The following is a 12,931-nucleotide window of genomic DNA, read 5'->3' on the forward strand; positions in this document are numbered from 1 at the left end:
TATAATTGAATTGCATCTTGTGCTGGCGCAGGAGGTTGAATACTGTTGCTAAAATAATGAGATACCGCCCGCTGAGCATTCCCCCGGAGGAAGTTTCCATGACCGATGAACAAGGGCAAACATTGCTATATACCTTGTTTGGCACCACCAGCCCTCATTGGCGTTTAACTTCAGATAGTGATGCTCTGCATTTTGCCGAAGATGAGAACGCGAACACCAACATGGCGGTTCCGCTTACTCCCGCACAAGCCAGTTTATTACGTGCGATGACGGTCATTACCTCAAGTATTAACCTCACGCTGTCACTGCATGGCGAGCCCGTTCCGATGCATTTCGTCGGCCGCAAAGTCAATCAATCTACCTGGGCAGGCACCTCTTCTGCCTGGGGCGATACGTCGGCTGTCGCGCGCGATTTGACGCTAGGCTTGTCGTTCGCAGAACAAGTGGTTTCTGAAGCGAATTCAGTCATTGTCATTCTCGATCAACGCGGCAACATTCAGCGCTTCAATCGCCTGAGTGAAGAGTACACCGGGCTGAAAGAGCAGGAAGTGATTGGCCGCAACGTATTCCAGCTGTTTATGACCAAGCAGGAAGCGCAGGCGTCACGCCGCAATATCGCCGGTTTCTTCCGTGAAGGCAGTTCTTACGAAGTTGAGCGCTGGATAAAAACCCGTAAAGGTCAGCGACTGTTTCTGTTTCGTAATAAGTTCGTTCACAGCGGTAGCGGGAAAAATGAAATTTTCCTCATCTGTTCAGGAACCGACATTACTGAAGAGCGCCGAGCTCAGGAACGCCTACGCGTGTTAGCCAATACCGATACGGTGACCGGTTTACCTAATCGCAATGCTATTCATCAGCAGATTAGTCTGGCACTGGAGCTGGCGAATGGCAGTCAAACCGGCGTGGTTTACCTTGATTTAGACAATTTTAAGAAGGTGAACGACGCTTACGGCCATATGTTTGGCGATCAGCTGCTGCAAGCCGTGTCACTGGCGATTCTCAGCTGCCTGGGCAAAGACCAGACGCTGGCGCGCCTTGGCGGGGATGAATTTGTGGTGCTGGCGGAACACACCAGCCAGGCGGCGCTGGAAGCGATGGCATCGCGCATTCTCGAGCGCCTGCGTCAGCCGTTCCGTATCGGCCTGATCGAGGTTTACAGCGGATGCTCACTTGGTATCGCCCTTGCCCCGCTACATGGCGAGGACCGCGAAAGCTTGATTCGGAATGCCGATACCGCGATGTATCACGCCAAAGAGAATGGACGCGGCAAATTCTGCGTGTTCGCTAACGAAATGAATCAGCGTGTGTTTGAGTATCTTTGGCTCGATACCAACCTGCGCAAAGCACTCGAACTGGATCATCTGGTGGTGCATTACCAGCCGAAGCTCAATGCCGAGGGCGACGTGCTGAGCGCTGAGGCACTGGTGCGCTGGAATTCACCAGAACGCGGTTTGGTGCCGCCGGGTGATTTTATCTCGTATGCCGAAGAATCCGGTTTGATTGTGCCTTTGGGCCGCTGGGTGATGCTCAATGTGCTGCAGCAGGTTATTAAATGGCGCAGCGAAGGCATCTATCTGCGCGTCGCGGTTAATGTCTCCGCTAAGCAACTGATTGATCAAAGCATTTACACTGACCTGAAGCAGGCGCTGAATGAAGCTGGGCTGAAAGATTGTCCGATTGATATCGAACTAACAGAAAGCTGTTTAATCGAGAATGAGGCCGGCGCGCTGATGTTGATGAAACAGTTCCAGGAACTGGGTGCGCAAATTCATCTTGATGATTTTGGTACCGGTTACTCCTCGCTGTCCCAGCTGGCGCGTATCCCTATTGATGCCATTAAACTGGATCAGAGTTTTGTGCGTAATATCAACAAGCAACCTGTTGCGCAGTCGCTGGTCCGTGCGATTGTCGCGGTTGCCAAAGCCCTTAAGCTGCAGGTGATTGCCGAAGGCATTGAAACTAAAGCTGAAGAGAAGTTTGTGATGGCCAACGGTGTCGATGGGCGTCAAGGTTATTATTATGCAAAACCAATGCCCGCAGAACAGCTCGGGCATTGGCTGGCTAAGCATCCTGCCCGCGTTTAACGCTGGTCTGCGAGATTAACCGGCTTTGCGCAAGGATGCGCTATGACGGTTCTGCAGTTGTACCAGTCGTTCCATGTAAGCAATGTCTTTTGGCTCCAGTGTGAAGGCATAGTCGACCCAATCCTCCGTGATATCCATCAACTCGGCGCGTGATAACTGCAATACGCGTTGACGCGCTTTCAGCATCGCACGCACGCCGTTGAGCTTCGGCCGTAACGTATCGATAAAGGTCCGCGTGGTGCGGTAAGCATCGCCGGGCTGGAACACTTTGTCGACCAGACCTCGTGTTTCATACCATTCCGCGCTGTGCGATTCCCCTTCACAAATCAGCTCTTCCGCCAGCTTCATACCCGATCGACGCGCGACTAAAGAGTAGCCGCCCATGCCCGGGAACAGGTTGAACGCGATCTCCGGGAACCCCATGCGTGCGCTGTTCTGCGCCAGAATAAAGTGATGCGCTAGCGCCGCTTCAAAGCCGCCGCCCAGCGCACTGCCTTCAATCATTGCCAGCGTGACTGCACCGGTATCGAAACCCCGCGCCGCGGAGTGGATGCAGTCGACGCAGGCTCGCGCATAGGCACGCAATGCTTCGCGACGGTTGTTGCGAATGCATTCGACAAAGAAGCGCAAATCGCCGCCGGCATTGAACATCTGTGGCACTAACGATCCCGTCACCCAGAAATCAATCGGCAAACCGGAACGCTGAGCGGAATAGCTCAGGTTCATGATCTCCTCAATCAGTTCATGGTTGAAACTCGGACGGGGTTGAGCGCGCAGCATCATCCACATCGTGCGTCGGCCCTCTTCATAGTAGGCGGCGAGCTGTGTGGTTTGTCCAACTTCGGTGAACAGTCTGCATGTCGGTTGGTTAATTACTGTCATTGTCTCATCCTCTGTTTATGTTTATGTAGTGCGTTAAACGCCACATCAGCGTAATCCAGAGTGAGGCCAGACCAAATGAGAGATTGATTTATAAAGCAAAATCCAGAGATATCCCCGACCAGCGGCCGGGGAAGCATTAGCGGGCTTACTTGATGGCTGCGTGTTGCCCCACGGCAACATGAGAACGCTTAACGCGTCGCGAATAAACGGCGGTGATGATGGGCACAATGACGGAGGTCACAATCACTGACGTGGCGACCAACGCAGTGGCGGCAGGTGCGATCGGTTTAAACTGGGGCAGCATCTCAGCAATCAACACCGGTGTCGCGACTGCAGCTCCGGCGGTGCTGGAGGCCGCAATCCCGGCAGTACCATCGCCGCCACCGATCAGGCGGTCGGCGATAATCAGCGGGATACCGGTGACGATAATGACGGCGACACCGAGCATAATCCCCAGTAAGCCCGTTTGTGCGATGACACCCAGGTCAATCGTATTACCCAAGGCGAAGGCAAAGAACGGAATTAACGTGTGCACCGCTTTGCCAAAGAACTCACGCAGTTCTGGATCCAGGTTACCCAACGCAAAACCGACGATAAACGGCAATACCGCGCCAACAAACACGTGCGGCTCGAACGAAGCAATACCCGCGGTGCCGAGAATCACCATCGTCATTAACGGCCCCGACTCCAATGACATCAATACAAATGCGCCTGCCTCTTCTTTCGAGCCATATTGCTGCATTATTGAGGCGTATAAGCCGCCATTGGTCATATCCATCGCCGCCACTAAAGCCAATGTGGAGAGTCCGGCAAACATGCCCACTTCTACACCGTTTTCCGGCATCACACGTGAAGCAATTGCTGCGACAACCCATGCCACCGCAATTTTGGTGAGCACCAGCGTGCCCGACTTACGCAGCACCGTACCCGTGGCGCTGAGCTTGATGGATGCGCCCATGCAGAAGAACCATACTGCCAGAATCGGAACGGTACCGGTCATTAAGCCGTTGGTGAAAGAGCCGAAGTATTTACCTGCGCCTGGAGAAAATGTATGGCACAGCGCGCCCAAAAACAGCGGAATGAGCATCATGCCGCCAGGAATCTTATCGATTGCACGTTTGATATGCATAATTGTGTCACCTTAACTGAGCCAGAGGGAGGTGCTGTTATGATTTGCCGGATGGCATGGCGAGCAAGATAACGATTGGTGAAGGGGAAAAAAGTGATCGCAAATCCATTTATGAAACACTGTTTTATTTTTATTGATAAATCATTTTGCATTTATGATGGGCATCGCCATACCAGACGATAAGAACTAAAAAAAGAAAGGCGCCCACAGGCGCCTGAGTGTCCACTGTCGATCAGTTCTGTCCATACCACGCATTTTTACCGTGTTTACGCAGGTAGTGCAGATCAAGTAGCGTTTGCGAAATCGGCGGTATCTCAGTACGCAGCTGTTCAGTATGCAGCGCCATGTAGGCCACCTCTTCTAAGACCACCGCACTGTGTACTGCAGCAAGCGCATCTTTTCCCCAGGCAAAGGGACCGTGCGAATTGACCAGTGCGGCGGGAATGGCGGTTGGTTCAATGCCTTGCTGTGCAAAGGTCTCGATAATCACCTGACCGGTGTTCCACTCATATTCCTGTTCAATCTCTTCACGCTTCATCTGACGTGTGCAAGGGATGGTGCCGTAAAAATCATCGGCGTGGGTGGTTCCAAGCGCGATGATTTCGCGTCCGGCCTGTGCCCAAATGGTAGCGTGACGCGAGTGTGTATGCACGATGCCGCCGATCTCGGGCCAGGCGAGATAGAGCGCACGATGCGTCGCGGTATCTGAAGACGGACGCATTTTACCTTCAACAACATCCCCGCTTGCGAGGTCAACGACGACCATGTCGTCGCGCTGCATCTGTTCGTATTTTACGCCGGACGGTTTGATCACCAATAAGCCGCGCTCGCGGTCCACAGCGCTGACATTGCCCCATGTAAAGGTGACCAAGTTATAGCGAGGTAAATCGAGGTTGGCTTCCAGCACCTGCTGTTTTAACGCTTCCAGCATGTTTTCTCTCCTGCAATCTGTGATAGCTAAATTGTGCGGAGCAGGCAGAAAAAACGTTATGGAAGGAATGGCTGTAAAAGCGGCGGAAAGTGGCTGAGGCTGTAAAAGTGTGGGACAGGATTCGTCCGAATACATGTCAAAACGTGAATTAAAAGGTCCGTTTTAAAATGACGAGTGAGGCGTAACATCTATACTTATGGTGTTACCTCGCTGTTAACATTCAAGGAGAAGTTAATGACTACAACAATGAAGCGCCTTACTGCTGCCATATTGGCAACAACATTAGTTGTCGCTCTGAGCGGCTGCTCAAATTGGTCAAAACGCGACCGAAATACCGCAATTGGTGCGGGTGCCGGTGCCATTGGTGGTTCAGTGCTGACCAACGGTAGTGGACTCGGAACTGTAGGCGGCGCCGCTGTCGGCGGCATCATCGGCCATCAGATTAGCAAATAAATTATAATTATCAGGCTACGCAGCGCATCTACTTAATAACGGGCCACTTATAAAGTGGCCCGAACTTATTCAACCACCAGCCAGTTTGACTTTCATACCTTTGGCTTCCAGCAACGTTTTTATCACATCGCGTTTATCGCCCTGAATCTCAATCACACCGTCTTTGACTGCCCCACCGCAACCACACTTTTTCTTCAGTTCGGCCGCCAGTTTTTCGAGCGCGCTATCATCCAGATCGATACCCGTTACCAGACACACGCCCTTCCCTTTGCGTCCGCTGGTTTGGCGCTGAATACGCACAATACCATCGCCTTTTGGTCGCGGCGCTTTCTCTTCTTCATGCGTAATTCGACCCGTATCGGTCGAATACACTAAGCGATTGTCCTGAGCCATTACGCCTCCTGTAAACTGTGCAGGATGTGCTGCAATGTTGCTGCCGGGTCAGCGGATTGGGTGATCGGACGCCCGATAACCATATAATCCACGCCAGCGAGTTTTGCCTGCTGCGGCGTCATAATACGTCGCTGATCGCCAGCGTCGCTGCCAGCCGGGCGAATACCGGGGGTAACCAGCGCGAAATCCTGACCTATCACCTGCTTGAAGTGCGCGGCTTCCTGCGCTGAGCAAACTACGCCGTCCAGACCGCAATCGCGGGTTAAACGCGCCAGACGCTCAGCCTGCTGAGCCGGAGATAAGGTAATACCTAAACCTTTAAGATCGTCTTCATCCATGCTGGTCAACACGGTGACGGCAATTAGCAGGGGCGCATCATCACCAAACGGCACCAGTGCTTCACGTGCTGCGTTCATCATGCGCGCACCGCCGCTCGCGTGTACGTTGACCATCCATACGCCAAGATCTGCTGCTGCTGCTACCGCATGTGCGGTGGTGTTCGGAATATCATGAAATTTGAGATCGAGGAACACGTCGAAACCGCGTTCCTGAATCGTTTTCACCACCGACGGGCCAAACAACGTGAACATCTCTTTGCCCACTTTCAGGCGACACTGGCTCGGGTCGAGGCGATCTACAAATTGCAGTGCGCTGTTGAGATCATGATAGTCGAGTGCCACCAGAATAGGTGAAGTGGTTACAGGCATAACGTTTCCTCAGTGACAGGCACCCGCGGGCGCGATGGACAAACGGCAAGCATTCTACCTGCGCAGGCCGGTGCCGACAATCACGCTGCCGCCATTACTTATCTGTTCGACGGCTAACTGCACATTGCTGAGGTGGTTTTTATTTTTAAACATATAAGTATGTTGTAACTAATAAGGGATGAAACGACAAAAAATTCGGCCATTATTGGCCGTCGAGTCCACGGATAGGTTTAACCGATGACCAGGCGCGACAAGATGGGCAATGCCAATAGAGTGCATGCGCTGTGAAGCCGCATTTCTGGCAACGATAACGCGGCTTAGTGCGGATCTGCTCGCCAACCATGTCGCGCAGGACCATCAGGCTCTCTTTCGCCCGTCCATCTTCAGCCTCATGTAAGTGGAAATCCATCAAACGATGGAACACGCGCATGGTCGGGTGACGTTGAAGCTGACGATTGATATACAGCTGTGCCGCCTCCGGGCCCTGCTGCTGCTCAAGAATATCAGAAAGATAAAGCTCAGCTGCGGCGCCGGTGTTTTCATCGACACAGCGTTGTAAAAATTGTGCCCAGTTTTCAGGTTGGTTCAGGCGCTGATAGCACGTTTCCAGCATCGGCAAGGTTTCGCTCACCAGCTCTTTGTCCTGCTCAAGTACGCGCTGCAGTCGGCTAGCGGCTTTGCCGTACTCGCCCTGCTCCATTAATATCCGGCCCATCATGATTGAAACGCGTGCGCTCTGATGGTCCGCAGACTCGCCCTTCTTCAACAAGCTCATCCCACGATCGAGGTCGTCACTGCTTAACGCCTGCAACGCCAGTTCACAATAGAAATGGGCAATTTCGCCTTTTTGCTTGTCTTTGCCGAGCTTAACCAGCTTTTCCGCCACTTCGATGGCTTTTTGCCAGTCGCTGGTTGCCTGATGAATCAACAATAACTGCTGTAAAGCGCCGATGCGGAAATCGGTCTCGTCCACCAATTGCCCAAACATATCTTCGGCTCGGTCGTACAGTCCCGCCGCCATGTAATCACGGCCGAGTTGTTGGATCGCCAGTAAGCGCTGCTCATAACTGAGCGAGGCACTTTCCATCAGAGATTGGTGAATACGAATGGCGCGGTCAACTTCACCGCGCGAACGAAACAGGTTACCCAGCGTGAGATGCGCCTCGACGGTACCGCTGTCCTCTTTCAACATATCAAGAAAGAGGTCAACCGCTTTGTCCTGTTGATTGGACAGCAGGAAATTCACCCCGGTCACATAATCACGCGACAGGCGATTGGCTTCCTGTTGCTTATCATGATGCGCGCTGCGACGGCCCATATACCAGCCATACGCCGCAGCAACAGGAAGAAGCAGAAACAGCAATTCAAGCATCGAAAATTAATCCCGACGACTGGCAGTTGGTGATGGGGTCACGGCGTTAGATTGTTCATTCTGAGCCTGCATACGTTTGAGTTTGCGCTGCGCGTTGGCAAGAGAAACACGTAAGCGCAACCAGAACAGACCGCAAATCGCCCATCCCAGCAGGAATCCAGCGCCAAACAGACTGGCGAGCAATGTTGAAATGCGGAATTCGCCCTGCGCTAGCAGATAGTTAAAGGTGATGATTTGATCGTTATGCGCTCCAAGCGTGACGGAGATGATGAAAATGACCAATACCACGAGAAAAATGAGCAAATATTTCACAATGCGTCCTGTCGAGAGGTTATCCAATAGAAGTATGCCAAAAAACCGCCGTCGATGCTGCTTATCCCCACATCTGTTAACGCTTTTTTCTGCAAGCACAATCAATCATATGGGGACGAACAGTGTAATTACAATCCATCATCACGTTGGGCGATTTCACGATGTTCTTCCGGTGGGATAGTTAGCGGGCCGCAGAAACGCTGGGCCAGTAACGTGGCAATGGTCACTAACAACCAGGAAATCAGTGTTGCCATCACTAAATCGCGCGGCCAGTGCATACCTAATACTAAACGGCTGCCCATTACCGCGGTCGCCCAAACGAACAATACCGCGACCGTGGCAAAGTGGCGGCGTGGCCATAATAAACCGATCGCTAAAAGTGCCCAACTGGCGGCAAACATGGTGTGCCCGGAAGGAAACGCATAGCCGGTTTCAAATGCCCAATGATGCTTTAGCCATTGCGGCAACTGTGTATCGTTGGCCAGCAAAGTTGAAACCATTTCCCCGCGCTGTTGGCGATGAAGCTGATAAAACGCATCACCGTTAATACCGTGGCTTTTTTCCAGCCAGATAACATACGGGCGCGGTTCCTGCACCTGCTCTTTAATTGAGGATTTGGTGTACTGACCGGCAAGAATCGCCCCGTTCATAATGATGATGAGCAGAATCGCGGGTTTAAGGCGAAAGCGTAAACACCACAACACCCAAGCGCTCAGGATGATACTGGTAAGAATGCCCCATGGATTGGTGACAGTTTCCGTCATCCAGAACAGCGCTCGCAGAAGATGGCCACTTTCCTCGGGCTGCCATTGCCAGCCCGATATCCAAACGCCTAACGGCATCAGCAACAATAAAAACGCCCCGAGGGTGGTGCGCTGAATGATTTTTAACATTCGCTTCCTTTTAGATCCGCATAAACGCGTGCGTAATGCATAACTTTAGCTGAAAAAAGAATAACATACCTATTGCGGCTTGGATAATTGTGCTTTATCACTACAATCACTCTGACCGATTAACGGCAGCAGTTCTGGTTGTGGCACAATAGCGTGAGTTTCATCGGGCCACTTGGGCCCGTGCGTTATCATGATGATAGCGCATCCTCTGAAGGTTCTGGAGAGTCACATGCAGCTTAAACGGGTAGCAGAAGCCAAACTGCCCACGCCATGGGGAGATTTCCTGATGGTTGGTTTTGAAGAACTGGCAACCGGCCACGACCATGTCGCGCTGGTTTTTGGTGATATTAGCGATCACAATCCGGTGCTGGCGCGCGTCCATTCTGAGTGCCTGACTGGCGATGCCCTGTTCAGCTTACGCTGCGACTGCGGTTTTCAGCTCGAAGCCGCGTTAACGGCGATTGCTGAAGAAGGTCGTGGCATCCTGATGTATCACCGTCAGGAAGGACGTAACATCGGTTTGCTGAATAAAATTCGTGCTTACGCTTTGCAGGATAAAGGCTACGACACCGTCGAAGCCAACCACCAGCTTGGTTTCGCCGCTGATGAGCGTGATTTCACGCTGTGTGCAGATATGTTCAAACTGTTGGGCGTCAATGAAGTGCGCTTGCTGACGAACAATCCGCGCAAAGTTGAGATTCTGACCGAGGCCGGTATCAATATCGTTGAACGCGTGCCATTGGTTGTCGGGCGCAACCCGAAAAATGCGCATTATCTCGATACTAAAGCCGCAAAAATGGGTCACCTGCTGCCGAAGTCTTAAACAGTTTCAAAAGCCAATAAAAAAAGCCGGGACATCCCGGCTTTATTTTTTAATTCAGCATATTGCGTATAACATAATGCAGTATGCCGTCGTTCTGGTAATAGGTCAGTTCATTACTGGTATCAATGCGGCAGCGCGTTTCAAGCGTCTCTTTACTGCCATCCGCGCGCGTCAGCGTCACGGTTACCGTACCACCTGGCTTAAGCTGTGATAGGTTCGCCACATCGATGAACTCTTCACCCGTCAATTGCAGCGTTTTCCGCGTTACGCCGGACGGAAACTCGAGCGGCAGAATCCCCATCCCAATCAGGTTAGAGCGGTGAATGCGCTCGAAGGATTCGGAAATAACCACACGTACACCTTGTAAGCGCGGCCCTTTCGCTGCCCAGTCACGACTGGAGCCGGAACCGTACTCTTTACCAGCAATGACCGCTAACGGCACGCCTTCTTGCTGGTATTTCATCGCGGCATCGTAAATAGCCAACTGTTCGTTGCTGGGGAAGTGTTTGGTATAACCGCCCTCCACTCCCGGCACCATTTCATTGCGGATACGAATATTGGCGAAGGTTCCGCGCATCATCACTTCGTGGTTACCACGACGAGACCCGTAGGAGTTGAAATCGGTGCGCTCGACACCGTGAGTGAGCAAATAGCGACCGGCCGGACTTTCCGCCTTGATGCTCCCTGCAGGCGAAATATGGTCGGTGGTTACAGAGTCGCCCAGCATTGCCAGAATGCGCGCGCCTTTAATATCCTGCACCGGCTTCGGCGTTTTCTCCATATCGTCAAAGAACGGCGACAGGCGAATGTAGGTGGAATCGCCATCCCAATCATAAGTAGGCGCTTCGCTGACTTTGATTTGCTGCCACTCCGGGGTGCCGTCAAACACCTCAGCATACTCTTTGTGGAACATATCGCTGGTCACTTTCTGCACCGCTTCTGCAATCTCCTCCGGCGATGGCCAGATATCCTTGAGGAAAACATCATTGCCCTGACGATCTTGTCCGATCGGTTCAGATTGCAGATTGATCTTCATGTTGCCCGCTAAAGCATAAGCCACCACCAGCGGCGGCGAAGCCAGCCAGTTGGTTTTAATCAGCGGATGAATACGGCCTTCAAAATTACGGTTACCAGAGAGCACCGCGGCAACCGTGAGATCACCCTCTTTAATCGCGCTTTCAATGGCATCAGGTAATGGACCCGAATTACCGATACAGGTGGTGCAACCGTAACCGACCAGATTAAAACCCAACTCATCCAGGTAAGGGGTTAGTTGCGCTACCGCCAGATAATCAGAAACAACTTTCGATCCCGGCGCGAGCGAAGCCTTGACCCATGGTTTGCGCATCAGACCGCGCTCAACCGCATTCTTTGCCAGCAAACCGGCCGCCATCAGTACGCTAGGGTTTGATGTGTTGGTACAGGAGGTAATCGCCGAGATCACTACTGCCCCGTCATCCAGCTGATAACTGTCACCGGTTTCGCTGTCGCGATAGCTGACAGTTTTATGCGGTTTTTGCGCCTGATTAACTTCCAGTTCGTTGCTTGCGTCGAAGGCAGTGGGAACATCGCCAAGCGATACTCGATCCTGAGGACGTTTTGGACCGGCGAGACTGGATTCAACTTCACCCATATCCAGTGCTAAGGAGCTGGTGAACACCGGCTCATCGCCTGCGTTTCGCCACATGCCTTGTTCTTTGGCATAGGCTTCAACCAGTTCAACTTGATCAGCGTCGCGGCCGGTGAGTGTCATGTAGCTCAGCGTGACTTCATCAATAGGGAAGAAACCGCAGGTCGCGCCATATTCTGGAGCCATATTAGCGATGGTCGCGCGATCGGCAAGCGGCAAATCAGCCAAGCCATCACCGTAAAACTCAACGAATTTACCCACTACCCCATGTTGACGTAGCATTTGCGTGACGGTTAACACCAGATCAGTTGCAGTAATGCCAGCGCGCAATTTACCCGTGAGTTTAAAACCGACCACGTCTGGTATCAGCATAGACACCGGTTGGCCAAGCATTGCCGCTTCAGCCTCAATTCCGCCAACACCCCACCCTAATACGCCAAGCGCATTGATCATTGTGGTATGCGAATCGGTGCCGACTAACGTATCCGGATAAGCGACCTCTTTGCCATCTTGTGTTTCATGCCAGACAGATTTACCCAGATATTCGAGATTGACCTGATGACAAATGCCCGTGCCAGGTGGGACCACACGGAAGCGGTTAAACGCTTTTTGTCCCCAGCGCAAAAAAACGTAACGTTCATGGTTACGTTCCATTTCTAGGCGCACATTTTCGTCAAAAGCTTTGTTATCGCCGAAATGATCCACGGTGACGGAATGGTCAATAACCAGGTCAACCGGCGAAAGGGGATTAACTTTAGCGACGTTGCCACCGAGGCGTTTTACTGCCTCACGCATGGCCGCTAAATCCACCACCGCTGGCACGCCGGTAAAATCTTGCATTAATACACGCGCCGGACGATAGGCAATCTCACGATCGGCGTGAGCATCTTTTTGCCAGGCGACCAACGCCTCAATATCTTCAAGCGTGACAGAATCACCATCCTGCCAGCGCAATAAGTTTTCAAGCAGGACTTTCATAGACTTGGGCAAGCGATCAATATTGCCCAATTGCTGGGCTGCTTTAGGCAGGCTGTAGTAGTGATATTTTTTTGCCCGAACATCCAGCGTGTCCTGACTCTGCTCGCGTAACGTTAACGACATAGCGCCTCCATGTAAGTGGATCTCTTTTAAACCTCAGTGACTGCAAGGTTTAACTTAAAGATAGACTACATTAGCGTTAACGTTTTGATAACAACACGAATAGACACATTAAAATACAATGAAAAATGCCCCAACATTTGTCAGGGCATTTAAAGAATTCGATTTAATTTGCGTTAAGGCTAAATCATCGCCCAAAAGGCGGCAGCCCAAAACGCTAGCGA

At 52.0% G+C, this 12,931-nt stretch carries 12 protein-coding genes; 3 read left to right on the forward strand and 9 right to left on the reverse strand.

The window, feature by feature from the left end; all coding sequences use genetic code 11:
- Window positions 1-98 precede the first annotated feature (98 nt).
- Window positions 99-2,084, forward strand: coding sequence for a cyclic di-GMP phosphodiesterase (gene pdeR / locus AC6I8K_RS10035; RefSeq protein WP_497826658.1), 1,986 nt, complete (start codon window positions 99-101; stop codon window positions 2,082-2,084).
- Between the two features lie 15 nt (window positions 2,085-2,099).
- Here pdeR and AC6I8K_RS10040 read toward each other — a convergent pair whose 3' ends face one another.
- The 3 genes from AC6I8K_RS10040 to araD all read right to left on the reverse strand — a co-directional run bounded on the left by AC6I8K_RS10040 (window position 2,100) and on the right by araD (window position 5,026).
- Window positions 2,100-2,966: a crotonase/enoyl-CoA hydratase family protein gene (locus AC6I8K_RS10040; RefSeq protein WP_064738802.1), complete on the reverse strand. Its 867-nt coding sequence runs from the start codon at window positions 2,964-2,966 to the stop codon at window positions 2,100-2,102.
- Window positions 2,967-3,111: 145 nt separating this feature from the next.
- A complete protein-coding gene (gene kdgT, locus AC6I8K_RS10045; RefSeq protein WP_497826659.1) occupies window positions 3,112-4,095 on the reverse strand; it encodes a 2-keto-3-deoxygluconate transporter in 984 nt (327 codons plus the stop codon).
- Between the two features lie 232 nt (window positions 4,096-4,327).
- Window positions 4,328-5,026 (reverse strand): L-ribulose-5-phosphate 4-epimerase, encoded by a 699-nt coding sequence (gene araD, locus AC6I8K_RS10050; protein WP_497826660.1) that lies wholly within the window; start codon window positions 5,024-5,026, stop codon window positions 4,328-4,330.
- 234 nt (window positions 5,027-5,260) lie between these two features.
- Between araD and osmB the strand changes: the two genes are divergently transcribed.
- The gene (gene osmB / locus AC6I8K_RS10055) at window positions 5,261-5,479 is read left to right on the forward strand and encodes an osmotically-inducible lipoprotein OsmB (RefSeq protein WP_064738805.1); all 219 of its coding nucleotides are present in this window, start codon (window positions 5,261-5,263) and stop codon (window positions 5,477-5,479) included.
- 69 nt (window positions 5,480-5,548) lie between these two features.
- On the opposite strand, the gene yciH is transcribed toward osmB, so the two are convergent.
- The 5 genes from yciH to pgpB form a co-directional block, all read right to left on the reverse strand.
- Window positions 5,549-5,872 carry a stress response translation initiation inhibitor YciH gene (yciH, locus tag AC6I8K_RS10060; protein ID WP_064738806.1) on the reverse strand — a complete coding sequence of 108 codons (324 nt, stop codon included), beginning with the start codon at window positions 5,870-5,872 and terminating at the stop codon, window positions 5,549-5,551.
- Window positions 5,872-6,579, reverse strand: coding sequence for an orotidine-5'-phosphate decarboxylase (gene pyrF / locus AC6I8K_RS10065; RefSeq protein WP_497826661.1), 708 nt, complete (start codon window positions 6,577-6,579; stop codon window positions 5,872-5,874). Before pyrF ends, yciH begins: the two co-directional genes overlap by 1 nt.
- A 202-nt stretch (window positions 6,580-6,781) precedes the next feature.
- Window positions 6,782-7,951, reverse strand: coding sequence for a lipopolysaccharide assembly protein LapB (lapB, locus tag AC6I8K_RS10070; RefSeq protein WP_497826662.1), 1,170 nt, complete (start codon window positions 7,949-7,951; stop codon window positions 6,782-6,784).
- Window positions 7,952-7,957: 6 nt separating this feature from the next.
- Window positions 7,958-8,263, reverse strand: a complete 306-nt coding sequence (locus AC6I8K_RS10075) for a LapA family protein (protein ID WP_483817485.1) — start codon at window positions 8,261-8,263, stop codon at window positions 7,958-7,960.
- 128 nt (window positions 8,264-8,391) lie between these two features.
- Complete coding sequence (gene pgpB, locus AC6I8K_RS10080) at window positions 8,392-9,156, reverse strand: phosphatidylglycerophosphatase B (RefSeq protein ID WP_064738810.1); 765 nt, start codon at window positions 9,154-9,156, stop codon at window positions 8,392-8,394.
- 229 nt (window positions 9,157-9,385) lie between these two features.
- Between pgpB and ribA the strand changes: the two genes are divergently transcribed.
- Entirely contained in the window at window positions 9,386-9,979 is a 594-nt protein-coding gene (gene ribA / locus AC6I8K_RS10085) for a GTP cyclohydrolase II (RefSeq protein WP_064738811.1), read from the forward strand.
- Window positions 9,980-10,028: 49 nt separating this feature from the next.
- Here ribA and acnA read toward each other — a convergent pair whose 3' ends face one another.
- Complete coding sequence (acnA, locus tag AC6I8K_RS10090; RefSeq protein WP_497826663.1) at window positions 10,029-12,710, reverse strand: aconitate hydratase AcnA; 2,682 nt, start codon at window positions 12,708-12,710, stop codon at window positions 10,029-10,031.
- Window positions 12,711-12,931 lie beyond the last annotated feature (221 nt).

The organism is Pantoea sp. X-Soil-ISGK-421 (assembly GCF_059730785.1).